The organism is Streptomyces sp. NPDC058335 (assembly GCF_042723915.1).
Classification (GTDB): Bacteria; Actinomycetota; Actinomycetes; order Streptomycetales; family Streptomycetaceae; genus Streptomyces.
Genome location: NZ_JBHXHX010000013.1, coordinates 155,911 through 180,486, shown reverse-complemented (window position 1 = coordinate 180,486; position 24,576 = coordinate 155,911). Strand labels below are relative to the sequence as shown.

At 70.2% G+C, this 24,576-nt stretch carries 23 protein-coding genes and 1 pseudogene; 14 read left to right on the top strand and 10 right to left on the bottom strand.

Features of this window, described 5'->3' with window-relative positions; all coding sequences use genetic code 11:
- Nucleotides 1-93: 93 nt before the first annotated feature.
- From ACFWJX_RS25650 to ACFWJX_RS25625, 6 genes are all read right to left on the bottom strand, one after another.
- Entirely contained in the window at nt 94-1,017 is a 924-nt protein-coding gene (locus ACFWJX_RS25650) for an LLM class F420-dependent oxidoreductase (RefSeq protein ID WP_383247507.1), read from the bottom strand.
- 23 nt (nt 1,018-1,040) lie between these two features.
- On the bottom strand, nt 1,041-1,502 hold the full coding sequence (locus tag ACFWJX_RS25645; RefSeq protein ID WP_383247504.1) for a DUF6099 family protein: 462 nt from the start codon (nt 1,500-1,502) through the stop codon (nt 1,041-1,043).
- A 218-nt stretch (nt 1,503-1,720) separates the two neighbouring features.
- The gene (locus ACFWJX_RS25640) at nt 1,721-2,047 is read right to left on the bottom strand and encodes a nucleotide pyrophosphohydrolase (RefSeq protein ID WP_383247501.1); all 327 of its coding nucleotides are present in this window, start codon (nt 2,045-2,047) and stop codon (nt 1,721-1,723) included.
- Entirely contained in the window at nt 2,044-3,285 is a 1,242-nt protein-coding gene (locus tag ACFWJX_RS25635; protein WP_383247498.1) for an ATP-binding protein, read from the bottom strand. The genes ACFWJX_RS25640 and ACFWJX_RS25635 overlap by 4 nt, the downstream gene beginning before the upstream one ends.
- Nucleotides 3,286-3,408: 123 nt before the next feature.
- Complete coding sequence (locus tag ACFWJX_RS25630) at nt 3,409-3,789, bottom strand: cell division protein SepF (protein WP_383247496.1); 381 nt, start codon at nt 3,787-3,789, stop codon at nt 3,409-3,411.
- 1,111 nt (nt 3,790-4,900) lie between these two features.
- Nucleotides 4,901-5,416, bottom strand: coding sequence for a YceI family protein (locus tag ACFWJX_RS25625; RefSeq protein WP_383247493.1), 516 nt, complete (start codon nt 5,414-5,416; stop codon nt 4,901-4,903).
- Between the two features lie 180 nt (nt 5,417-5,596).
- Here ACFWJX_RS25625 and ACFWJX_RS25620 point away from each other — a divergent pair, with 180 nt between their 5' ends.
- From ACFWJX_RS25620 to katG, 3 genes are all read left to right on the top strand, one after another.
- Nucleotides 5,597-6,199 (top strand): MarR family winged helix-turn-helix transcriptional regulator, encoded by a 603-nt coding sequence (locus ACFWJX_RS25620; RefSeq protein WP_383247490.1) that lies wholly within the window; start codon nt 5,597-5,599, stop codon nt 6,197-6,199.
- 128 nt (nt 6,200-6,327) lie between these two features.
- A complete protein-coding gene (locus ACFWJX_RS25615; RefSeq protein WP_383247488.1) occupies nt 6,328-6,771 on the top strand; it encodes a Fur family transcriptional regulator in 444 nt (147 codons plus the stop codon).
- Nucleotides 6,772-6,878: 107 nt separating this feature from the next.
- Complete coding sequence (gene katG / locus ACFWJX_RS25610) at nt 6,879-9,104, top strand: catalase/peroxidase HPI (RefSeq protein WP_383247485.1); 2,226 nt, start codon at nt 6,879-6,881, stop codon at nt 9,102-9,104.
- A gap of 100 nt (nt 9,105-9,204) precedes the next feature.
- Here the strand turns inward: katG and ACFWJX_RS25605 are convergent, their stop codons facing one another.
- Entirely contained in the window at nt 9,205-9,414 is a 210-nt protein-coding gene (locus ACFWJX_RS25605; RefSeq protein WP_383247482.1) for a DUF397 domain-containing protein, read from the bottom strand.
- A pseudogene (locus tag ACFWJX_RS25600) lies at nt 9,396-10,229 on the bottom strand (helix-turn-helix domain-containing protein); the annotation flags it as partial. The gene ACFWJX_RS25605 and the pseudogene ACFWJX_RS25600, both read right to left, overlap by 19 nt.
- A 250-nt stretch (nt 10,230-10,479) precedes the next feature.
- Here ACFWJX_RS25600 and ACFWJX_RS25595 point away from each other — a divergent pair.
- The 11 genes from ACFWJX_RS25595 (at nt 10,480) to ACFWJX_RS25545 (ending at nt 20,474) form a co-directional block, all read left to right on the top strand.
- Entirely contained in the window at nt 10,480-10,719 is a 240-nt protein-coding gene (locus ACFWJX_RS25595) for a hypothetical protein (RefSeq protein WP_383247479.1), read from the top strand.
- Nucleotides 10,716-10,946 (top strand): hypothetical protein, encoded by a 231-nt coding sequence (locus ACFWJX_RS25590; protein ID WP_383247476.1) that lies wholly within the window; start codon nt 10,716-10,718, stop codon nt 10,944-10,946. The genes ACFWJX_RS25595 and ACFWJX_RS25590 overlap by 4 nt, the downstream gene beginning before the upstream one ends.
- Nucleotides 10,947-11,072: 126 nt before the next feature.
- Nucleotides 11,073-11,489: a hypothetical protein gene (locus tag ACFWJX_RS25585; protein WP_383247473.1), complete on the top strand. Its 417-nt coding sequence runs from the start codon at nt 11,073-11,075 to the stop codon at nt 11,487-11,489.
- On the top strand, nt 11,486-12,142 hold the full coding sequence (locus ACFWJX_RS25580) for a hypothetical protein (RefSeq protein ID WP_383247470.1): 657 nt from the start codon (nt 11,486-11,488) through the stop codon (nt 12,140-12,142). The genes ACFWJX_RS25585 and ACFWJX_RS25580 overlap by 4 nt, the downstream gene beginning before the upstream one ends.
- A gap of 2 nt (nt 12,143-12,144) precedes the next feature.
- Nucleotides 12,145-16,866, top strand: a complete 4,722-nt coding sequence (locus ACFWJX_RS25575; protein ID WP_383247467.1) for a putative T7SS-secreted protein — start codon at nt 12,145-12,147, stop codon at nt 16,864-16,866.
- Nucleotides 16,867-16,885: 19 nt separating this feature from the next.
- Nucleotides 16,886-17,209, top strand: coding sequence for a hypothetical protein (locus ACFWJX_RS25570; protein WP_383247463.1), 324 nt, complete (start codon nt 16,886-16,888; stop codon nt 17,207-17,209).
- Between the two features lie 61 nt (nt 17,210-17,270).
- Nucleotides 17,271-17,621 (top strand): hypothetical protein, encoded by a 351-nt coding sequence (locus tag ACFWJX_RS25565; RefSeq protein WP_383247461.1) that lies wholly within the window; start codon nt 17,271-17,273, stop codon nt 17,619-17,621.
- Between the two features lie 24 nt (nt 17,622-17,645).
- On the top strand, nt 17,646-18,314 hold the full coding sequence (locus ACFWJX_RS25560) for a hypothetical protein (RefSeq protein ID WP_383247458.1): 669 nt from the start codon (nt 17,646-17,648) through the stop codon (nt 18,312-18,314).
- A gap of 106 nt (nt 18,315-18,420) precedes the next feature.
- A complete protein-coding gene (locus ACFWJX_RS25555) occupies nt 18,421-19,179 on the top strand; it encodes a hypothetical protein (RefSeq protein ID WP_383247456.1) in 759 nt (252 codons plus the stop codon).
- A 245-nt stretch (nt 19,180-19,424) separates the two neighbouring features.
- On the top strand, nt 19,425-19,988 hold the full coding sequence (locus tag ACFWJX_RS25550; RefSeq protein WP_383247453.1) for a hypothetical protein: 564 nt from the start codon (nt 19,425-19,427) through the stop codon (nt 19,986-19,988).
- A gap of 66 nt (nt 19,989-20,054) precedes the next feature.
- Nucleotides 20,055-20,474, top strand: coding sequence for a hypothetical protein (locus tag ACFWJX_RS25545; RefSeq protein ID WP_383247450.1), 420 nt, complete (start codon nt 20,055-20,057; stop codon nt 20,472-20,474).
- Between the two features lie 208 nt (nt 20,475-20,682).
- Here the strand turns inward: ACFWJX_RS25545 and ACFWJX_RS25540 are convergent, their stop codons facing one another.
- Nucleotides 20,683-22,035, bottom strand: coding sequence for a class I SAM-dependent RNA methyltransferase (locus tag ACFWJX_RS25540; RefSeq protein WP_383247447.1), 1,353 nt, complete (start codon nt 22,033-22,035; stop codon nt 20,683-20,685).
- Between the two features lie 91 nt (nt 22,036-22,126).
- A complete protein-coding gene (locus ACFWJX_RS25535; RefSeq protein ID WP_383247444.1) occupies nt 22,127-24,229 on the bottom strand; it encodes an APC family permease in 2,103 nt (700 codons plus the stop codon).
- Nucleotides 24,230-24,576 lie beyond the last annotated feature (347 nt).

Below are 24,576 nucleotides of genomic sequence, written 5' to 3'. Positions count from 1 at the left end.
GAGGCGTCTCCGGGGGATCACCTTCGCGTCCCGGTGCACCGGACATCGTTGTCCGGCGCCCGGAACGCGTGGGCTGTGCGGCGTACGGCGTCGTTACGGCAGCTGCGACTGCACCTGGGCGGAGATCAGCTCCAGGTGGTCCAGGTCGTGCAGGTCGAGGACCTGGAGGTAGAAGCGCGTGGAGCCGGTCTCGGCGTAGCGGCCGATCTTCTCGACGACCTCGGCCGGGGTGCCCGCCAGGCCGTTCTCCTTCAGCTCGTCGACCTCGCGGCCGATCGCGGCGGCACGGCGGGCGACCTCCCGGTCGTCCTTGCCGACGCAGACCACGAGGGCGCTGGAGTAGGTGATGGCGTCGGCCGCGCGTCCGGCCTTCTCGGCGGCGGCGCGGACCCGGCCGAACTGCCGCTCGGTGTCCTCGACCGAGCTGAACGGCATGTTGAACTCGTCGGCGTAGCGGGCGGCCAGCCGGGGCGTACGGCTCGCGCCGTGACCGCCGATCAGTACGGGGATCTTCGCCTGGGCGGGCTTGGGCAGGCCGGGCGAGTCCTTGAGCTGGTAGTACTCGCCGTCGAAGTCGAAGGTCTTGCCGGCGTCGGTGGCCCACAGGCCGGTGACGATCTCCAGCTGCTCCTCCAGGCGGCCGAACTTCTCCTTCGGGAAGGGGATGCCGTACGCCGCGTGCTCCTCCGCGAACCAGCCCGCGCCCAGGCCGAGTTCGACGCGACCGCCGGACATCTGGTCCACCTGGGCGACCTGGATGGCGAGCACGCCGGGCAGCCGGAAGGTGGCGGCGGTCATGAGTGTGCCGAGGCGGATGCGCCTGGTCTCCCGGGCCAGCCCGGCCAGGGTGATCCAGGCGTCGGTGGGGCCGGGCAGGCCGTCCGAGTCGCCCATCTTCAGGTAGTGGTCGGAGCGGAAGAAGGCGTCGAAGCCGAGGTCTTCGGTGGCCTTCGCCACCGCGAGGAGGGTGTCGTAGGTGGCGCCCTGCTGGGGTTCGGTGAAGATGCGGAGATCCATGTCTCCATCCTGCACGAGCGGGCTCACCCGTCTCGCAACACCCCTTCGCGCGCCGCCAGCTTGCGCAGCATCTCCAGGACCCGGTCCCTGGACTCGTCCGCCGCGTCGATCGCCTCCATGCACTGCCAGTACGTCCCCTCGTCGGCCGCCGCACTGGCGACGCCGACGAGGGCGATGCCGACCTCGCCGAGCAGGTCGGCCAGGCGGAGGAGGGCCTCGCGGGCGTCGTCCAGCTTGGTGAGCCGGGCGGCGAGCAGGTCACCGGGATCGAGGTCCGGGGTGTCCAGTACCCCGCAGCCCCGGCCCGCCAGCTCGGTCAACCCCAGGGCCTCGCCGCGCAGTTCGGGCGGGCCCGAGACCGCGAGGCGACTGCCTATCGCCTGGGCCAGGGCCTGTGCCTGCCACACCTCGGTCAGGGTCCGTCTCCCGTCGACACTGCCCGCGAGAGCCCGGCTACTCGTCAGGATGAGCCGCACCGCGTCCATGGGGCGCCCCCGTCTGTCCCGACGTGCTCCGCGCACGTCCACGTCACCGCTTCACTACCCAGAGTGAAGGCCTGTGGGACGAAAAGCCAGAGGAAGACGGAAATCTGTGGACAACAAATCGGTCTCGGACCGCTGAACGATTACGGTGAGTGATATCGGAGTCCGGTTCCTCCGGCTGCCGAGGACGTACGGCTCCGCGTCCGCGGCTACGGCTACGGCTACGGCGCCGGAAATCTCCGCTCGTTGCGGTCGATCTTCGCGTCCAGGGCCGCCAGCGGATCGATGCCGAGCACCTCGCACAGTTGCAGCAGATAGGCGAGCACGTCGGCGACCTCGTCGGTCACCCGGTGGGCGCTCTCCGGGTCGTCCATCACGCGCGACGACTCCTCAGGCGTCAACCACTGGAAGATCTCCACCAGTTCGGAGGCTTCCACACTGAGCGCGGAGACGAGGTTCTTGGGGGTGTGGTACGGCTGCCAGTTCCGGGCGGCCGCGAACTCGGCCAGCCGGCGCTGGAGCTTCGCCACGTCGAGATGTTCTGTCACGGCTCCAGGTGTACCACCGTGACGCCGGCCGTCCCCGCGGCCCAGGAGGCGTCGCTCACCGCCCCGACACAGCGGATGTGGCCGCGCTCGCCCATCCGGACGGCCAGCCGCAGCAGCTCGCGGCGCTGGCGCGGGTCCAGGTCCCGGTCGAAGCCGTCGGCGAGCACGGTGAGGGCGCGCATCGCGTCCGGCACCTCGCCGGGCGGGTCCACGTCCAGGACGCCGGGGCCGGTCAGCAGGACCAGAGTCAGGGCGAGGTGGCGCAGTTCGCCGTCGCCGAGGCGGGCCAGTTCGGTACGCGGCCCCACGCCCCGGTCGAGGAGGGCACGGACGGTTCCGTCACCGAGGGGCTCGGCGAGTACGTCGGTCACCGGCCCCGCACAGCCTGCCCGGACGGCGGCGACGAGCTGCGCGTGCCGCCGTACGCACTCCTCACGGGTGCGCCACAGGACGTCGGCGAGGTTGTCGCAGCCGCCCAGCAGGCGTCCGGAACCCGAGCGGGCGGGGGCCCGCATCCGGTCGGGCCGTGGATCACAGGCGAAGACGGAACGCAGTGCGACGACCATCTGTTCGGCGGCCGCGATCACCTGGCGCTGTCCGTCGGTCTTGCCGGCCACGCGCAGCGGCAGCAGGGCGGTGGCGAGGCGGTCGTCGGGCAGCGGGGCGCGGGTGACCGACGAGGAGCCGGCGGTGTGCCAGGCGGCCTGGACCGTACGCCGGCCCGGGTCGCGCAGCGCGGTCTCCAGCAGCACGAGCCCGCCCGCACTCAGCCGCTCCCCCACGATCCGCAGGTCCGGTTCGGCCTGTACGGCGACGTCGAGCCGGACCGGTCCCTCGGGTCCGTCGGCCGTGCATCCGATGCGGAACCCGCGCCGGTGCTGGGCGTCGGGCCGGGACCGCTCCGGCACGCAGGCGACGGGGTCCGGGAACACCTCCCGGACCGCGCCGCCGCCCGCGAGCCGGGCCAGTGCCTCGTACGCCCGCAGCGCGCTCGTCTTCCCGCTGCCGCTGGGTCCGGCGAAGAGGGTGACCGCGCCGAGCGGATGGGCGGCCCGCCGATGCCGGGCGAAGGCGGAGAGCCGCAGCTCGGTGAGACCTGGACGGGCAGGGCGGGACGGCTGGGAGGGCTGGGAGGGGTGGTCGACGGGAGGCGGAAACCCGGCGGCGGGCGTGGGCCCGACGGCAGACGAGGACACGGAGGAAGGCGAGGACACAGGGGATGTCAGCGGCACGGCCATACGCGGACCGTAGGACTCCGCCGGTCTGGCGAACCGTTCCGCCCTGGTGAGCTTCCTACGAACGGGCGACGGCGCGCGCGGGGCGGCCCCGGTGAGTAACCGTCACCGCCCGGCGCGCCCGTCTCACACCCCCGCGCCCTCCATGAGCCCGCCCACCTCGGTGCCCGGCGGGGTCAACAGAAACACGTTGCGGTCGACCCGGTGCATCCCGCTGGCGAGGCCGAAGACCACGCCGGTGGAGAAGTCCAGGACCCGCTTGGCGACGTCGGTCTCCGCGCTGCTCAGGTCGAGCAGCACCGGGACGCCCGCCATCAGGGTCTCGGCGACCTCGCGGGCGTCCGCGAAGACATTGACCCGCAGGACGACGAAACGCCGCCGGGTCTCGGTCTCCGCGTCCGGCAGCGAGCGGTGGCTCACCGCCGACGGCCAGGCGTCCCGGCCGCGCAAGGGAACGACCTGAGCGAGCCCTTCCCACTGTTCATCGGTGACGTCGTAACGGTTCACCGGCACCCCCCGAACTGACTCGCTTTCACTGCCTGCACCAGCCATTCTTACGCCAAGTCACCCGTTCGGCCCAACAGCGACACGGTCCGCGACAGCCCCGGGAGCAACCGGGCGGCATCTCACCTCCGCCACCCCGGAGTCCCCACCTCCACGCGCACCCCGCTCGCCGGCCTCGATTACCGTCCGGGGCCGCGCACTTGGCGAAAGCCCGCCCCGACGACACCCGCTCGGCGGACCCGGCCGGCCGTGTCGTGCGCCCTCTCCCGAGACTCCCGCACCTCCCGACGCTTCCGGCGCCCGTTCCCTGGCGCCTGCGCCTGGTCACCGTTCCACCGGGCGGCGACGAGGGGGCCCGCACCAGCCAGGCCGTGCGAGAGCCGGTCACCGGTCACGGGGTCCACGGACAGCCGTGGCCCCTGCTGTCCGGCCACGGCATCGCCCTCACCCCGACGGTCGACGGCGGCCACGACTTCACGTACGACCGTCTCCGCCGGCACCGCTTGTGCGGCTGGGGCACGGCGGTGCCCCGGCGAGGGCGCCGGCGACCGGCGCGCTCGTCACCGGCGCGGCCGGGCTGTGGCGGCTGCCCGTGCCGTGGCGGCCTGCGGCGACCGGTGACGGTGGCGCGCCGGCCACGGATCTGGCGGGGCGGGCGGCCGGCGCACCGGGGATGGCGCGGGCCGGGTGCCTGGGCGCGGCCCGCGCCGCGCAGCGACTCCCCTGGTTCGTCGCCCCGTTCCTGCCGGCCGGCTCTCTGCGCGGTGCGCCGGGGCGCACGGGGCCCGCGAGGCGCGGCGGGCGTGCTGCTCCGGGTCGCCGAGGTCGCCACCGCCTGGCAGCCGGCCCTCGGCGCGCCGGCCTGGCCGCGCGGGAGTCGCGCCCGGCCGGCGTTGGCCGTCCGGCCCCTCGTCCCGCTCCGGCGAGCCCGACGGTGCGGCCATGGGCACGCCCCGGCTGGGGACGCGGGTCACGTCGGCCGGACGGTCCTCTCCGGGCCCGCTTCGAACTGCGGCCACCGACCCGGGCGCAGGCCTTCGGAGCGACACCGCAGACGCTGTCGAGCACGGACCTGGGCAACGCGCTGCGGAGCGCGCCCTGGTGAGTGAGACCGTCAGCCGGTCGTGCGCGTGAAGCGCAGCGACATGGCGACCGTGGTCAGGCCGCGGATCATGCCCATCTGGTTCCAGCCCATGCCGAACTCCTTGCGGTCCACGGTGAATTCGCCGTCCAGCGTGAGCGCGTCGGCGTCGGCCCCCACCAGGCGCGCCGTGAAGGAGAGCGGCCGGCTGATGCCCCGCACGGTCAGCTGCCCGACGACGTGTACGGCGTCGCCCTCGCGGAGTTCCACGCTGCGGGCGGCGAAGGTGATCCGGGGGTGGTGGTCGGCGTCGAAGAAGTCGGCACCGCGCAGATGCGTGTCCCGCTTGGCGTGCTTGGTGTCCAGGGAGGCCACGTCGATCGTGATGGTGCCGACGGCGGACCCGTCGGAGCGGACCTCGCCCTGGCCGGCCACGGCGGTGAAGGTGCCCTTGACCGTGACCAGGTTCCACATCGTCTTGTGCCGGAACGCGACGGTGGAGGCCCCCGCGTCGAGCTGCCACAGTCCGGTTTCCACGGCGACGGTCATGGTGTTCTCCTGCTGTCGATTGCTGACGTTGCCGTCATCGGTGTCATCGGCTGACGTTGCCGCCATTGCCCAGTGATCCAAATTTGGATGACCATAGGCTCGAAGGTAGCGGGTTATCCAAATCTGAACAACCCCGCTGCCCGCACTTCTCCAAATTTGGACGACAGGTACACTCGACTCATGGCCGAGCCCGAGGTGCACAGCACCGACCTGCCGGAATGCCCGTCCGCACAGGGCACCGGCCTGCTGCCTCAGGAGCTGAGGGGCTGGATGGTGATGCTCGCCGCGGTGGGCGCGGTGGAGCAGCGCCTGCGGTCGGTCCTGAAGGAACGGCTCGACGTCTCGCACGACGAGTTCCTCGTGCTGTGCCTGCTGGCGGAGCAGCCGGAGGAGGGGCTGCGGATGACCCGTGTCGCGGAGCTGCTGGGCCGCCCGAAGACCCGGCTCACCTACCAGGTCGCCTGCCTCCAGCACGCCGGCCTCCTCACCCGCAGGTCGGTCTGCGGTGACAAGCGCGGCGTCGAGGTGGCCCTCACGGACAAGGCCCGCCTGCTGCTTCAGGAGACGTCCGGCGCCTTGGCCGAGACGGTCGCCGAGGCCCTCGCGCATGTCATCGGCCCGGACCAGCGCGAGGCGATGCACGGCCTGCTGCCGGGGCTGCACGCGGCGACGGGGACGGCGCAGACGGCGGCCGGGACACCGGCGCAGACGGCGCCGGCCGCTGCGGCGGACGAGATCCCCGCGGGGATGGCCGAGGAGGCCGCCGTCCGAGCGAGCGACTGACGCCGACGACCTCGGAGCCCTTCCCCGCCGCCTCCCGGAAGGGGACCTTCCGCCCGACCCGACGCGACACAGACTTGGATCGATTCCATTTCTTGAACCGTTCGTGTTTATGGGGGTAGGTTGGCCTCATGACCGCACCCGGAAATCCGTCCACGGCTGAGGAGCTGCGCGGTGCCGGCCTGCGGGTGACGGCCGCCCGCGTCGCGCTGCTCGACACCGTCCGCCACGGCGACCACCTCGGGGTCGAGGCGATCGCCGCCGGTGTGCGCGACCGAGTGGGCCACATATCGTTGCAAGCCGTGTACGAGGCGCTCCACGCGCTCACCGCGGCAGGTCTCCTGCGCCGTATCGAGCCGCCCGGCAGCCCTGCCCGGTTCGAGGGCCGCGTGGGGGACAACCACCACCACCTCGTGTGCCGCTCCTGCGGCACCGTCGCCGACGTCGACTGTGCGGTCGGACACGCCCCCTGCCTGACCGCCTCCGACAACCGCGGCTTCTCCGTCGACGAGGCCGAGGTCATCTACTGGGGCCAGTGCCCCGCCTGCTCCAGCACCCCTGATGACCACGTGTGACCTCGTTGACCTGTTGACCTCTGTAACCCCTGTGACCACCCCTGTGACCACCTGATCCACGCAGTACCTCAGCACCGTGATCCCCGTAGTTCGGAAGGATTCCCCCAATGACCGAGAACCATGACGCGATCGTCACGGACCCGAAGGCGGAAGAGGCGGGCGGCTGCCCGGTCGCGCACGGGCGCGCCCTCCACCCGACCCAGGGCGGCGGAAACCGCCAGTGGTGGCCGGAGCGCCTGAACGTCAAGATCCTGGCCAAGAACCCGGCCGTGGCCAACCCTCTCGATGAGGACTTCGACTACGCCGAGGCGTTCAAGAACCTCGACCTCGCGGCCGTGAAGCAGGACATCGCCGAGGTACTGACGACCTCGCAGGACTGGTGGCCGGCCGACTTCGGCAACTACGGCCCGCTGATGATCCGCATGGCCTGGCACAGCGCCGGCACCTACCGCATCAGCGACGGCCGCGGCGGCGCCGGCGCCGGTCAGCAGCGCTTCGCCCCGCTCAACAGCTGGCCGGACAACGCCAACCTGGACAAGGCCCGCCGTCTGCTGTGGCCGGTCAAGAAGAAGTACGGCCAGAGCATCTCCTGGGCCGACCTGATGGTCCTCACCGGCAACGTCGCCCTGGAGCAGATGGGCTTCGAGACCTTCGGCTTCGGCGGCGGCCGCGAGGACGTCTGGGAGCCCGAGGAGGACGTGTACTGGGGTCCCGAGACCACCTGGCTCGACGACCAGCGCTACACCGGCGACCGCGAGCTGGAGAACCCGCTCGGCGCCGTCCAGATGGGCCTCATCTACGTCAACCCCGAAGGCCCGAACGGCAACCCGGACCCGCTGGCCTCGGCCCGCGACATCCGTGAGACGTTCCGCCGGATGGCGATGAACGACGAGGAGACCGTCGCGCTGATCGCCGGCGGCCACACCTTCGGCAAGACCCACGGCGCCGGCCCGGCCGACCACGTCGGCGACGACCCCGAGGCCGCCTCCCTCGCGGACCAGGGCCTCGGCTGGAAGAGCACCTACGGCACCGGCAAGGGCGGCGACACCATCACGTCCGGCCTGGAGGTCACCTGGACCGCCACGCCGACGCAGTGGAGCAACGGGTTCTTCAAGAACCTGTTCGAGTACGAGTACGAGCTGACCGAGTCCCCAGCCGGCGCCAAGCAGTGGGTGGCCAAGGACGCCGAGGCGATCATCCCCGACGCGCACGACTCGTCGAAGAAGCACCGCCCGACGATGCTCACCACCGACCTGGCGCTCCGCTTCGACCCGATCTACGCGGAGATCTCGCGTCGCTTCTACGAGAACCCCGACCAGTTCGCGGACGCCTTCGCCCGCGCCTGGTACAAGCTGACCCACCGCGACATGGGCCCGAAGTCGCTGTACCTCGGCCCGGAGGTCCCGGCGGAGACCCTGCTGTGGCAGGACCCGCTGCCGGAGCGGACGTACGAGCTGATCGACGCCGACGACATCGCCGCTCTCAAGGCGCAGGTCCTCGCCTCGGACCTGACGGTCTCCCAGCTGGTGTCCGTCGCCTGGGCGTCGGCCTCGACGTACCGCGACAGCGACAAGCGCGGCGGTGCCAACGGCGCCCGCATCCGCCTCGAGCCGCAGCGCGGCTGGGAGGCCAACGACCCCGACCAGCTCGCGCTCGTGCTGCGCACCCTGGAAGGCATCCAGCAGTCCTTCAACTCGGGCCGCACCGACGGCAAGCAGGTCTCGCTGGCCGACCTGATCGTGCTGGCCGGTGCCGCCGCGGTCGAGCGGGCCGCCAAGGAAGGCGGCTTCGAGGTCGAGGTTCCGTTCACGCCGGGCCGGGTGGACGCGACCGAGGAGCACACCGACGCGGAGTCCTTCGCCGCGCTGGAGCCGACCGCCGACGGCTTCCGCAACTACCTCGGCAAGGGCAACCGCCTGCCGGCCGAGTACCTGCTGCTCGACAAGGCCAACCTGCTGACCCTGAGCGCGCCCGAGATGACCGTCCTCGTCGGCGGCCTGCGCGTCCTGGGCGCCAACCACCAGCAGTCGCCGCTCGGTGTCCTCACCACCACGCCCGGCTCGCTGACCAACGACTTCTTCGTCAACCTGCTCGACCTGGGCACGACCTGGAAGTCGACCTCGGAGGACCAGAACACCTTCGAGGGCCGCGACGCCTCGACGGGCGAGGTCAAGTGGGCCGGCACCCGCGCCGACCTCGTCTTCGGCTCGAACTCCGAGCTGCGCGCGCTGGCGGAGGTCTACGCGAGCGACGACGCGAAGGAGAAGTTCGTCAAGGACTTCGTCGACGCCTGGGTCAAGGTCTCCAACCTGGACCGCTTCGACCTGGTCTGATCCCCGCGCGCCGCGCGCACCTGGCGCACCTCGCGTGAAACGGCCGGGCCGCTCCTTCGGGAGCGGTCCGGCCGTCGGCGTCCGGGGCGGTGGTCCCTGCTCAGTCCCTCAACTGCCCGTCCCTGACCGCCGAAACGAAGGAGGCCCAGCCGGAAGCCCGGAACACGAGCACCGGCCCGTCCGGAACCTTGCTGTCCCGAACCGGGACGGCGGCGGCGAAGTCGTCGGAGACCTCGAGGCAGGCGCCACCGTCCTGGTTGCTGTAGCTGCTCTTGCGCCAGGAGGCGGCAGTCAGGTCGATGGATCGCACGTTGCTTCCTCCAACATCCGCAGGATGAACTTGCGCGACTCAGCCGGAGTGAGCGCCAGGTCACGCACGGCATCGTACGTCTTCTGCAAACGTACAACCGAGCTGGATTCCTCGATGAGTTCGCCCCGGTATCCATTCTCGGTATACGCGACGGTCCTGCCCTCCGGAAGGAGCAGGTACCACATATCGGCGCTCATGAGGCCGTGCGGTCCCGCGCTCTGTAGCAGCACGTGAACCGTCACGTTGGTTCGCTCCGCGGCATCCCTCAGATGTTCCAGTTGCCCTCGCCACTCCCCCACATCCCGCAGCGGCGTACGCAGCACCGCCTCCGACAGGATCGTCCGGAACGGCGGCGCGTCCTCCCCCTCCAACAACTCCCGCCGCCCCATCCGCGCCTCCACCTGCTGCTCAAGCTCCTTCCCCTTGAGCCCGCCCGCCGCCAGCACCTCCCGTGCGTACCCCGGCGTCTGCAACAGCCCCGGCAACACGCTCACCGCGAAGTGCCACAGGCTGACCGCCTCCGCCTCCAGGGCCATGTACCGCCGGTACCGCTCACGGAACTGCGTATGGTCCCCGGCGGCCAGTTCCCACAACGCCAGCAGCAACCCCGGCGTCCCGTAGTGCGTGTCGAGCGCCTGGACGACCTCCGGGCTCCCGAGCGTCTCGCCCTTCTCCATCTTGCCGAACAACGACCAGTCCCAGCCGAGCCGTTCACCGAGCGCCCGCAGGCTCGTCCCGCTCCCGGCCCGCAGGGTCCGCAGTTCCTCGGCGAACCGCTGACGGGGTTCCTGGCTGCGGCCGGTGACGACGCGTCGCTACGGCATACCGCTCCCTCCGGGACGTTCGCGTGAGCGATGTGGAACATGTGGAACGTGTGGAACGTGTGGAACCACGTTCGCGCGACGGGGAAGCACCGTTCCGTCCACGACCCGGCCGCACGCATCCGGCCGCATTCTCGTAGCGACCGGACTACGCAGCGTAATTCAGCCGGCGCAGCCGGGTCATGGAATCAGCGGAACCGCACCACCGTCCGCACCGCCGCCCATCACACCGACGAGGACAGACATGACCCCCACACCTCCCGCTCCCCGCACCGTCAAGGTCCAGGAGGCCCTCGCCGCCCGCGACGCCCTCGCCACGGCCCTCTCCCGGGCCGGCATCCAGCTGCCCGCGATGGACATCCGCACCCCGTGGGCGGACGACCGCAAGGCCGAAGCGCAGTACGCGCTGGTCCACCTCGGCGTGTGCTCGGCCCCGGTCGCCCTCATGCTCGCGGACGTGATCACGAAGGGGATCGCCGGGTGACAGGGGACGCCGGCGGGATCCCCACCGTCGGCGAGGCCGTCCACGACAGCGCCCGCGACCGCGTCGGACGTGTCATGGGGCACGTGGGCCCGTACATCCAGCTCCGCCCGCTCACCGGTGGCCGCGAATGGGACGCCGACCCCGACCGCCTCCGCCCCCTCACCCCGGCCGAACTGCTCAGCGCCCTCGTCGCCGAGGCGAACGCCCGGAGCAGACGGCCCAGATGACCGCGCCACGCCATCCACCGAAGGCGGTCCCGTCCCGGCGCCCCCACACCTTCACAAGAACCGCCCCCACCCTCCCGCGCGTCCTGTTCTACGGTGCCATCAGTCACTCACGTCCAGGGAGGAACCGTGCAGCAGCCCAAGGCCGCGCTCGCCGAGCGCATCGCCGAGCGGAGATGGGGAGGCGACGACCCTCGTGCCCTGGTCGGCGAGATGCGGCGTTCGGTGCTTCTGGTGCCGGTGGCCGACGGGGGTCTGTGGTCGGTGCGTTCGGGCGGGGTGCGGTGGATCTGCGGGTTCACCGACGAGGCCGCGCTGGCCCGGTTCGCCCTGCACCACGGGCCCGGCGACCAGCCGATGGAGTACGCGGCGCTGCTCGGCGCGCGCATCGTGGACGAGATCGTGCCCACGCTGGGCGAGCCCGCCGGTCTGGCCGTCGACATCGCCACCGAGGACGGTTCGATGTTCTTCCCGCCGGTCGTCGGCATCGTTCCGGAGGCGGTCGCCGTCGACACCGGTGAGGCGGAAGAGGGGGCTCGGTCATGAGCGGTGACGGTACGGACATCAATCTCGACAAGGCGTCCGTCGCCAAGTTCACGCAGGGCGTGGGCGCGACGATCGACCAGCTCGGTGAACTCGGCGGCGCCACCGGCTCGATCATGGGCAAGGGCTTCTCGGAGCTGGCGATGACGGGAATGGAGGCCGGGCACCACGGCCTCTCGGTCGACTTCGAGGACTTCTGCGAGCGCTGGGAGTGGGGTGTGCGCGCCCTGGTGCACGACGCCAGCGAGCTGGCGAACCGCCTCGGCCTGGCGGCGGGCACCCTGTGGGAGCACGACCAGTACGTCGCGGGCACCCTCAAGGTGGGCGCCAACTCCCTGTTCGGCGGGAACCCCCATGCCAGCGAGGAGGACATCGCCAAGCAGGACTGGGGCGACATCTTCACGCCGGACTATCTGAACCCGGACTGGAGTGCCGAGTCGTTCGACAAGGCCGGCGAGGAGATGGAGCAGACCTGGAAGGACACCGGGCGTACCGTCCTCACCGAGGGCCAGGGCGGTCAGCGGTCCGAGATGCTCAACGACGCACTCGGCATCTCCGACGACCAGTGGAACCAGGCGCTGGACGACACCTTCGGCCCGTCGCCGGAGGAACGCGCCGAGCAGGCGCAGCAGCAGGGTGAGTCCGAGGGGAATTGACAGTGGGTATCGGCGACTTCATCAGTGACATCACACCGGACTCGGTCGAGGACCTCGTCGAGGACGGCACCGAGTGGGTGGGCAACCGGGTCGAGGACGCGGGCAACTGGACCGCCGACCGGCTGGACGACGTCGGCTGGGAGTCCGGCGCGGACTGGGTGCGTGAACAGTCCCGCTCGGTCGCCAACCGGCTGGGCGCCGAGGTCGACGAGATGGACCTCGGACAGACCGAGGACAAGACCAAGCTGATCTACGGCAGCCCCAGCAAAATCACCTCCACCGCCACGAAACTCCGCGCCTTCCAGAAGGCCTTCGACGGCACCGGCGACGGCCTCAAGGGCATGGACCCCTCCCGGCTCAAGGGCGAGACGGCCGACGCGCTGCGCACCGCGGTGAGCACCCAGCCGCCCAAGTGGTACAACGCCGCCGACGCCTGCACGAAGGCGGTGGGCGCGCTGGACGCGTTCGCCGACACCGTCACCTGGGCGCAGGGTCAGGCCCAGGCGGCGATCGACAAGTGGAAGGAGGGCGTCAAGGCGTCCGAGAACGCCGCCGACGCCCACCGCAAGAAGGTCGACGACTACAACAGCGCCGTCGACCGCTACAACGCCCAGCCGGCGGACAAGCGCGACCCGGCCTCGCTTCCGCCCAAGCCCGGGGAGACGTTCGACGACCCCGGCAAGAAGCTGATGAAGGAGGCCCAGGACATCCTCGCCGAGGCCCGCAAGCAGCGGAACTCGGCGGCGGAGACGGCCCGTACGGCGGTCCGCGCCGCCCGCGACATGGCTCCGGAGAAGCCGTCGTACGCCGATCAGCTGGGCGACGGGTTCAAGGAACTGCAGATCATCGGCGACCATGTCGGCGGCGGCATCATCAAGGGCACGGCGGGACTGCTCAACTTCGTCCGCAGCGTCAACCCGTTGGACCCGTACAACATCACGCACCCGGCCGAGTACGCCACGTCCCTCAACAGCCTGGCCGCCGGACTGGTGGTCGCCGCCAACGACCCGGTCGGCACCGGCAAGCAGATGATCAGCGACTTCATGAAGGACCCGGCCGAGGGCTTCGGCCGCCTGATCCCCGACCTCGCGCTCACCGCGGCCACCGGGGGCGGCGGCGCCGCGGTGAAGGGCATCCGCATCGCCGAGGAGGCCGCCGACGCCGCGCGGCTGCGCAAGCTGGTCGACGACGCCCCGGACGGGACGCACAACCGACCGGACGGCGGGCGCACCACCGACGGCACCGACCCGGTGGACCTCGCCTCGGGCCGGATGTTCCTGCCCCAGACCGACCTCGAGATCCCCGGCATCCTGCCGCTGGTCTTCACCCGCCGCACCGAGTCCGGCGCCACGACCGGCCGCTTCCTGGGGCCCGCCTGGACGTCCACCGTCGACGAGCGCCTACAGATCGACGCCATCGGTGTCCTCCACATCACCGCCGACGGGCTCCTGATCCCGTACCCGCACCCGGTCCCCGGCGCGCCCACCACACCGGAATCGGGCCGGGCCCGCACCCTGCTGGCCCGGGACGCCGACGGCGACTACACGGTCACCGACCCCGACACCGGTCTGACCCGCCACTTCACCGCCCCGCCCGGCACCGAACCGGGCGACGACGGCACGGCCTGGCTGTCGACCGTCACCGAACGCAACGGCCACACGATCACCGTCGACCGCGGCGAGGACGGCCTGCCGCTGGCCCTGGTCCACTCGGCGGGCCCCCAGGTGAAGCTGTCCGTCGCCGACGGCCTGGTCACCGCCCTGTCCCTGGCCGGCGCGGGCGAGAACGGCGCGGACCTGCCGCTGATGGGATACGGCTACGAGGACGCCGATCTCACCACCGTCACCAAGCCCTCCGGCGCCACCACCACCTTCGTCTACGACGACCGCCACCGCGTCATCGCCTGGATCGACTCCAACGGAAGCCGCTACGACTACGTCTACGACGACCGGGACCGCGTCGTGGCGGAGGGCGGCGAAGCGGGGCACATCCAGATCACCCTCACCTACACCGAACCCGACCCCGAGACCGGCCACCGCACCACCACCCTGACCACCGCCGCCGGACACACCACCCGCCACGTCATCGACGACCACTGCCGGGTGATCGCCACCACCGACCCCCTCGGCCACACCACCCGCTCCACCTTCGACACCCACGGCAACCTGCTGACCCGCACCGACCCTCTCGGGCGGACCACCGCTTACTCCTACGACGACGCGGGCCGGCTTGTCACTGTCACTCGTCCCGACGGCAGCACGGTCCGGGCGAGGCACAGCCCCACAGGGCTACCGGTGGAGCTGAGCGATCCGGACGGCGCCCGCCACACGCAGGAGTTCGACGAGCGCGGCAACCGGATCGCGCTGACCGACCCGGCCGGCCTCGTCACCCGCTACACCTACGACGCCGCCGGCCGCCCGACTTCCGTCACCGATGCCCTCGGCGCCACCACGACGATCCTCTGTGATGCCCGGGGCCTTCCGGTGGTGGTCACCGACCCGGTCGGGGGCACCACCCGTCTGGACCGCGACGCCCTCGGCAACCTCGTGCGGATCACCGACCCGGTAGGGGGAGCGACCCGCTTCGTCTGGGACGCCGACGGCAATCTCGCCCAGCGTGTCGATCCGACCGGGGCCACGACGTCGTGGACGTACGACGGGGAGGGCAACTGCCTCACCCGCACCGACCCCGTCGGCGGAGTGACCCGATTCGAGTACACCCACTTCGACCTGCTCGCCGCGCGCACCTACCCGGACGGCGCCCGCTACGAGTTCGAGCACGATGGCGCCCTGCGTCTGACCAAGGTCACCAATCCGCACGGACTCGAATGGAGATACTCGTACGACGCGGCCGGGCGATGTATCTCCGAGACCGACTTCGACGGCCGCACCGTCACCTACCGCCGTGACGCGGCGGGACAGCTGACGGCGCGCATCGACGCACTCGGCGGCACCGTCTCGCTCACCCATGACGTACTGGGTCAGCTGATCCGCAAGGATGTGGAGGACCGGGGCACCAGTTACGCCTACGACCCGGCAGGGCGTCTTGTCCACGCCTGCGGTCCGGACACGGAACTGACACGCCAGTACGACCGCTGCGGCCGGCTCAAGACCGAGATTGTCGACGGCCGTGCCCTCACGTACGCGTACGACGCACTCGGCCGCCGGACCCGGCGCGTGACCCCCACCGGTCATGTCACCAAGTACACCTATGACGAGGCCGGCCGTCCCGACCAGCTGACCACCGGTGGTCACCGCATCGCTTTCGCCCACGACGCCGCGGGCCGGGAACTGTCACGGGTCTTTGGCGATTCCTTCACGGTGTATTCCGCCTGGGACGAGGCGGGCCGCCTGACCGCCCAGGAACTGACGGAGTCCGGCCGCGTCCTCAACAGCCGTAGGTATTCCTACCGCGCCGACGGCCACCTCGTCGCGCTCGCCGACCGGCTCTCGGGCACCCGCACCTTCGACCTCGATCCGGCAGGCCGCGTCACCGCCGTGACCGCCGACGGCTGGAGCGAGCGGTACGCCTACGACGCGAGCGGCAACCAGACCTCCGCCTCCTGGCCTGCTTCCCACCCCGGCCACGAGACCACCGGTGCCCGGACGTACGAGGGCACCACCCTCACACGTGCCGGACGTGTCCGTTATGTACATGACAGCCTCGGCCGCATGGTGCAGCGGCGAAAGACCAGCCTGTCCGGCAGCTCGGCCACATGGCGTTACGAGTGGGACACCGAAGGTCGCCTGACGTCCGTCGTCACTCCCGACGGGACTCGATGGAGATACCGCTACGACCCACTGGGCCGCCGCACGGCCAAGCAGCGCCTGTCCGCCGATGGCCAAACTGTCGTCGAGGAAGTGCGATTCGCCTGGGACGGTGCGGCGCTGTGCGAACAAACCACCGTGTCCCGAGAGATGCCCAACACGGTCGCCCTCACGTGGGACCACCGCGGCCTGGCGCCGCTGGCCCAGACCGAACGCATCCTCGCTCCGGACACCCAGCAGCAAGAGATCGACCGCCGTTTCTTCGCCATCGCCACCGACCTCATCGGCAGCCCCACCGAACTGGTTGACGAGAACGGCGACATCGCCTGGCGCACCCGGAACACGCTCTGGGGTAGTACCGCATGGATCAGCGCCAGCACCACCTATACCCCGCTCCGGTTCCCCGGCCAGTACTACGACCCTGAAACGGGCCTCCACCACAACGTCTTCCGCCACTACGATCCCGAGACCGCCCGATATCTCAGCGCAGATCCCCTCGGCCTGGAGCCCGCTCCCAATCCAGTGACCTACGTGGTCAATCCTCATGTGTGGGCCGATCCACTGGGCTTGTCTCCCTATCCCTCTCGCATCGAAGGCGGCGGGTGGGATCTGCGAGGTCACAACCCACTCAGCATCGTTCCCGACAATGCCGAAATGCGGATACTCAAACCAGACCCCAACGGCGGCGCGCAGAAGGGCGTGGAATACAAATGGGAAGATCCCGAAACCGGCAACATGGTCCGGCTTCGGGTACACGACAAGGACGGAACCGCTCCGGTCGGCTCCAACGCGGCGAACGGTGACATCTACCGTATATCGATCGGTGGAAAATACCAGGACGAGGTGGGAAACCTGTATCACCGGCAGGTCCACAACCCGAACAGTCCACACCACAACCCTGGCGCCGCCCACGACACACACATTCCCTGGCCGAGCCAGTTTCCACTTCCGTACTAGTGACGAGGGGTGCTCCGAGTTGAAGTCCCACGAATTCATCAAAATCGCACGCAAGGTTCTGGAAGGCGATGCGAAGGTACGAGAGCGCGCAGCCGACGAGGTGACCGACCATCTAGGCGCTTACACACCCGCCCAGGCATCGGCCTTGGCAACACTGCTGGCGGCGACCGCCGCCGCCGAAGAGGTGGAGGACTCGGCCATGGAGGCCGAGTTGCACGCCATCATCGAACTCACTGCCACCGGCCACGTCCGTCTCGACGATCTTTCCCCACTGCGTGAGATCAACCTCGACGACCTTCCTCCCCAGATCCGCGAATACGTCAGTGATCTACTGGAAGAATGAGGGGGCACGACGCCTGCCGTGGCCGTGGCAGTCTGTCGTGCAGAGGAAGTGAGAGGCGGACGTGTACCGAGAGTTCATCACCCCCGACGACGAAGAGGTCTACGAGGCCGTCGGCGAGTGGCCGGATTCGGACGAGAGCGGCGCACGGATCCTCACTCTGCACGATGATTCCGGACAATCTCTAACCTTTTCCTACGACGCGCTGGCTAGGTCGGTCAGGATTCGCTGGGTGAACGAGCAGGGAATCGAGATGATGGATCTCTTCCGCGAAAGCGCAACGCGCCTTTCCTTCACCTCAGGCCAGTCGACCAAGCACATTCGCATCGATTTCCACACCGGCGAGTGCACGGGGACCATGGAGATTCAGGTGACGCCCCACCTGTCGGTACGCGACCGTCTCCTGTTCCAATAGAAGGCGCAAAGGGTTGGCGTAGTGATGACCGATCGAGAAAACGGAAAGTCATCGGAGCTGAGGACGGTGCTCGATGCGGACGGCACCTTCACGTCGTCCTGGCTGCGGGGGAAATCGGTGGCCCCGATGCCCGTGGGCGCGCGGATCGACACGGCGCTGGCCCGCCGAATCTCCGCCGGCTGTCGTGCCGTCGGGGCCTTGCACATCCTCGCCACGAGCCTCGCCGACACCTCCGGCACGACCTCCCGGCTCCCCGCCGACGCGGACTGCACGGGCATCCGCCCGCCTTTCCTGCTGCGCACCCCCGACGCGCAAGGAGCCGTCATCTTCCCGGAAGAGGGCTACGCACTCATGGCGGGAACCCCTGCCTTCATGACCGCGGCCGTAAGCGAGGGCACCGACACCGCACGCGCACGCTTCGACCGTTACGCACGCGCCCTCCTGGAACGACACCCCTCACCGGCATCCGTGGCCGCCACTCACCCACCCCGCCACAGAGCCTGGCCCGACGCCGACGACGTCGACCCGTCCAGTGCGGCGGCACAACAACTGGCGCTGCTGGACGCGTTCACCCAAGGGACGTGCGCCGCACCGGACTTCGCGCACGGCTGGTGGAAGGCACGGCGCGCTTCCCATGCGAACGGGGAACGGGTCCAGGGGCGCTCGGCGATCTCTTCGACCAGGTGTTCATGATCCTCGAGGACTATGCGGTCGACCCCGACCTCGCGGAACCCGGCGATCTCGACGATGCCGGACTCCGGACCGCCGTACGCACGGCCTGGGAGGCGTGTCGCCGGCGATGACCACACGACTGACCTTCGACGGCGGCTGGCGCGCGACGGTGACGGACGATCCGCTGCACATCACCCCCCGCTTCACCGGCGACTCCGTGGGCCTCACGCGGTACGCGAACGTGAGCGCACGTGAGCGGTTCCTCGCGGACACCTTCGGCAGCCAGGACTGGCTGTGGGACACGCCCGACGTCTTCCGGTTCGCCCCGGACAGCCGGAAGCTGGCCGGGGCCGAACTCCAGCTACCGTACGTGTCCGCCGCCGCCGAGACCTCCACCCGCCTTCCTGTCATGCCCGCCGTACACCGGGGCGGGCTCCGCGCGGACAAGGTCCGGGACTTCCGCCATGAGACGTGCACGGTGCTGTGCCGCGCTCCCGGGGACACCGCGCTGATCTGCCTGCGCGACCTCGACGTCCTCGACGAGCCCGTGGAGGCCTGTATCGGCATCGCCCCCGACGTGGCACTCCTCGTCCAGCACGGCACCGTCGTCGGCTGGAGTCTCACCGACCCCGCGCGCTACCTGACCACCCACTTCACCGCCCCCGACCCGGCTCCCCCCGTCCCGGCCACCCGCCGCCTGCTCAGCGAATGCCTGGACATGGTCACGACGCCAGTCGTCGACGACCTGGTCGACGGCGAACCGGCCGCCCTGGCCCGCCTCCAGGCCGCGGACAAGGCCCTGCGTGAACAACGCGAGGACCGCCGGCGGGCCGACGCCCTGCTCGGCCTGATCGCCACCTACGTACAGGACTACGGAAACTGGTGACAGCCGACCGAAAGGCCGCCGTACGGCAACTTGAGCCCTGCGGCCTCGTAGTGACGGCAGCGGCGGCACCAGACGGCCCGCCCGTGAATGCCCCCCACGCGGTTGACGGATTGAGGTCGATCCGGTCGCCGCGCTCCCCACCCCCTCACGCGACGCACCGAACTGGACGAGGCGTGGCATCACCACGCCGAACAAGCTTCCCTGCACGCGGCGAACGGCGAGTTCCTGACGGTTCACCCGAATTCGTGGCCGTATCGGTTGACGGCCGCCATCTGTGCGCCGCTTCGATCGAAGAAGCGGACGACACCCAAGGATGGATCCAGAAGTTCCGCGGCGGAATCGTCCGTGTCTCGTTCGCCGTCTGGATCCGCGATGTCGACGAGTCCGGCTACTTCGACGACCTGGACGCCGTCTACGAGCAGGGCGAGCAGGAGTTGGCCAGGTTCCTCCCAGAGATCGAGAGCTCCCGTGATGGTCGTGGTCGTGGTCGTGCTGGAGGATCCTGCCGGACAGCGGGCAGCAGCTACCGCAGCACAGCGTGGAGCCGGTTGATGATGCCGGTGCGTTCGTCGACTCGTCGGGCTGTGCATGCCGAGGAAGCCGAGGTTGGCGAGCAGGTGGGCGAGCATCTCGTCGCGCCGGCGTCGCGGTGTGGACTCAGGCACGCCGTTGCCGCCGGTGAGGTCGAGCAGGCGTCGATCGTGACGCAGCACCGCGAGCACCAGCCCGTCGATCCCTGGCTGAAGGCAGCGACCGTCGCGGGGAGCCGATCGCATCAAGCGCGTCCGAAGCACGTCACAACTCCATGACCACTGCAGGCCCAGTGCCTCACCTGCCGCACCATGTTCCTACTCGTGTCATCCCAGGGGGGAACCATGCGCTTCCGCACCACCACCGCGTCCATCGTCGCCGTACTTGCCGTCACCGTCGTTGGCTGCAGCAGCGGCAAGGCCAGCGACAGCAAGGCCGACACCATCAAGAGCACCGCACCCGAGGCGTCGAGTACCGCAGACAACAGCGTCGCGGCCAAGAACACCGGGATACCGCCCGAGCCCACCGGCGCCGAGCGCGACGCCGTCCTGGCGGCCATCCATGACGTCAACAGCAACCTCACCCATGACGAGGACAAGGCGGTCAACGCGGCCCGCAACCAGTGCGCGTCCCTCGATGGCGGCGCCACGAACCCGGACCACACTGCTGCGCAGCGGTTCTCCTACGACGGCGTCACACTGACCGATGACGACGGAAGCCACATCAACCTCGGGCTGCGCAAGACGCTCTGCCCCAAGTCCTGACAAGCCACCGACTCCGGCCCGGCCGCGACCGTAAGTGGCCGGGCCTCACCATGCCAGGGAGTGAATGTGGCAACCGAACGCGGCTGACCGTGATCGAGAAAAACGTGCTGCCGGCCCACTCCGAGCGGGATGGGTAGCACGCCTTCCCACCCTGGCAACCCGTCGGACGCGCATCGGACATGCGTCACGCATCCGCCGAACCTGGAGGTCAGGCGCCCTTCCCGACAGGCTCAAGGATCGCGACACACTCCACATGATGCGTCATAGGAAACAGATCGAACGCCCGCAGAGTCCGCACCCGGTACCCCCCGTCCCGGAAGTACCCCAGATCCCGGGCCAGCGCGGCCGGGTCGCAGGCGACGTACGCGATCTTCCGCGCCTTCAGGGACGACAGGTGCTCGACCGTCTTCTTGCCCGCTCCCGCCCGCGGCGGGTCGAGGACGATGAGGTCGACCTCGCTGATCCCCGTACGCGGGAGGACGCTCTCGACCTTGCCCTGCTCGATCCGCACGCGGTCGAAGCCGGCGAGGTTGTGCCGGGCGTCCTCGACGGCGCGCTTGCCGGACTCGATGCCGAGCACCGCGCCCTTGTCGCCGAGGCGGTCGGCGAGGGCGCCCGCGAAGAGGCCGACGCCGCAGTACAGGTCGAGCGCCATGTCGCCCTTGCGCGGCAGCAGGCCCTGCATGACCGCCTTGACGAGGGTGTCGGCGGCCTGCGGATGGACCTGCCAGAAGCCGCCGCTGCCGACGCGGTACGTCCGGCCGTCGGCGCGCTCGCGCACGAACGCGCGGCCGTGGACGCGGTGGATGCCGCCGTCGTGCTCCTCGACGCGCATGACGGAGACGGGCCTGTCGAGTTCGACGAGGGGGAGGCGGGCGCCGGGCCGGGGTTCGAGGATCACCATGCGGTCCTGGGAGCCCGTCGCCGCGATGGCGTCGACGGAGACCATGCCGCTCCAGTCCCGCTGCTCGATGCCCAGCTCGCTGACGCCCTCGGCCGCGATCATGCAGTGTTCGATCGGCTCGACCTCGTGCGAGCGGTGACGGCGCAGTCCGGCGTTGCCGTCGGCATCGACCGCGTACTGCACGCGCGTCCGCCACTGCGGAACCTGGCCCGCCGGAAGCTTGTCGCCCTCGGCCGGCATCACGGTGCCGTCCCAGCCGGCCTCCTCGGGCGTGAGGCCCGCGAGCCGCTGGAGCTGCTCGGTGATCACCTCGCCCTTGAGCCGGCGCTGGGCGCCCGGCTTGGCGTGCTGCCAGTCGCAGCCGCCGCAGCGGCCGGGTCCGGCGTACGGGCAGGGTGCCTCGACGCGGTCCTTGGAGGGGTCCAGCACGCGCACCGCGTCCGCGCGCAGGAACCGCGCGCCTTCCTCGCCGTCCGTCACCCGGGCCACGACCCGCTCGCCGGGCAGCGTGTGCCGGACGAACAGCACCTGGCCCTCGTCGGTGCGGGCGATGCAGTGACCGCCGTGGGCGACGGGGCCGACCTCGACCTCGTACTCCTCGCCGACGAGCGACCGCGCCTGCGGGTCCGCCTGCGAGTTCTTCGGTTCTGCCTGCATGGCGGGGTGACTCCACTACTCGAACGAGGTACGGCCGGACAACAGCCCACCAGTCTACGTGGCTGTCGTCCGGCCGCTCACCATGATCAGGTCAGGCCTGCGGGCCCGGGGAGCCCGAGCCGGGCGTACCCGGGGAGTCGGCGGAACCCGCGCCGGACGGCTCCTTCGGGCGCCCTTCCAGGGCCGGACCGCGCCGCACGGAACCCGGAGCGTTCCACTCCTGCCGCTTGCGGGCCCGCTTCTTGGCCACCTCGGAGGACTGGAGCTGGTACGGCACCGAAGTCACCATCACGCCCGGGGTGAACAACAGCCGGCCCTTCAGCCGGAGCGCGCTCTGGTTGTGCAGCAACTGCTCGTACCAGTGGCCGACCACGTACTCCGGGATGATCACCGACACGGCGTCCCGCGGCGACTCCCGGCGCAGACTCTTGACGTACTCGATGACCGGCCGCGTGACCTCGCGGTAGGGCGAGTCGAGGACCTTCAGCGGTACGTCGATGCCGCGCCGTTCCCACTCCGCGCGCAGCGCCTTCGTCTCGGCCGGGTCGACGTTGACGGTGAGCGCCTCCAAGGTGTCGGAGCGCATCAGCTTGGCGTAGGCGAGGGCGCGCAGCGTCGGACGGTGGATCTTGGAGATCAGCAGCACCGAGTGGACGCGCGAGGGACGGACGCTGTCGTCGCTGGGTCCCTCGGGTGCGGCCAGTTCCTCGGAGACGCCGTCGTAGTGGCGACGGATCGCGGACATCGTGCCGTAGAAGATCACCATGCCGAGCAGGGCGACCCAGGCGCCGTGGGTGAACTTGGTGACGAGGACGACCACCAGGACCAGGCCGGTGAAGAACGCGCCGAAGGTGTTGATCGCCCGGGAACGGACCATGCGGCGGCGCTTGGCCGGGTCGGTCTCGGTCGCCAGGTGGCGGTTCCAGTGCCGGACCATGCCGGTCTGGCTGAGCGTGAAGGACACGAACACGCCGACGATGTACAGCTGGATCAGCCGCGTGGAGTCGGCGCCGTACACGACGATCAGCAGCGACGCCGCGCCCGCGAGGAGCACGATGCCGTTGGAGAACGCCAGGCGGTCGCCGCGGGTGTGCAGCTGGCGGGGCAGGTAGCGGTCCTGGGCGAGGATCGAGCCGAGCACCGGGAAGCCGTTGTAGGCGGTGTTGGCCGCCAGGAACAGCACCAGCGCGGTGGCCGCGGCGAGCACGACGAAGAGGAAGCTGCCCTTGCCGAAGACGGCCTCGGCGACCTGGGTGATCACCGGGTTCTGCACGTAGTCGGAGCCGACCGCGACGCCGTTGCTCAACAGGTCCACGGCCGGGTTCTCGGCCATCCGGACGTCGGTGACCAGGGCCAGCACGATGATCCCGCAGAACATGGTGACGGAGAGCAGCCCCATCGCGGCGAGGGTCGTCGCCGCGTTCTTGGACTTGGGCTTGCGGAAGGCGGGCACGCCGTTGGAGATGGCCTCCACGCCCGTGAGCGCCGCGCATCCGGACGAGAACGCGCGCAGCATGAGGAAGAACAGGGCGAATCCGGCCAGGCCCTGGTGCTCGGGCTTGATCGTGTACTCGGCGGTGGGCGCCCGCATGGAGTCGTCCAGAACCAGTCCCCGGAACGCGCCCCACGCGACCATGATGAAGACTCCCGCGACGAACACGTACGTCGGGATGGCGAAGAGCTTGCCGGACTCCTTGACGCCACGCAGGTTCATCACCGTCAGCAGGACGACGACGGCGACCGCACAGGCCACCTTGTGCTCGACGACGAACGGGATCGCGGAGCCGAGGTTCTCGATGCCGGAGGAGATGGAGACGGCCACGGTCAGGACGTAGTCGACGAGCAGGGCGCTCGCGACGGTGAGACCGGCCTTGGGGCCGAGGTTGGTGTTGGCCACCTCGTAGTCGCCGCCGCCGCTCGGGTAGGCGTGGACGTTCTGCCGGTAGGAGGCGACCACCGTGAACATCAGCACGACGACCGCGACGGCGATCCACGGGCTGAAGTGGTAGGCCGACAAGCCCGCGATGGACAGGACCAGCAGTACCTCCCCGGGCGCGTAGGCCACGGAGGACAGCGGGTCGGAAGCGAAGACGGGCAGGGCGATGCGCTTCGGCAGGAGCGTTTCTCCGAGCCGATCACTGCGCAGTGCGCGCCCGATCAGAATCCGTTTGGGCACGTCGGTCAGTTTGGACACAACTGAGCATCGTAGGCCTTCGAACAGGGGATCGCCCACCCTCCCCCGGGCTCAGTCGGGTGACGCTGCGCCCCGGCCCCCGCACGGCCGCGCTCCGTCTGCCTCACGGGTGAAATCAGCCACGCCGCGGCTGCGGATTCCGCGGCCGCGCCGATCGCCATGCCTATATGACAATTCCCGTCCGCTGCCGCCCCATCGGAGGTTCCATGCACACGACCGCGGAGCTGATCGGAGCCGTCGGCACCCTCGTCGGCCTCGGAATCCTCACCCTCCTCAGCCTCTGGAGCATCAGCCGTCGCTGAAACCGTCAACCGTGCACAGGGGTGCCCTCCGCGGACCGCGCGTGT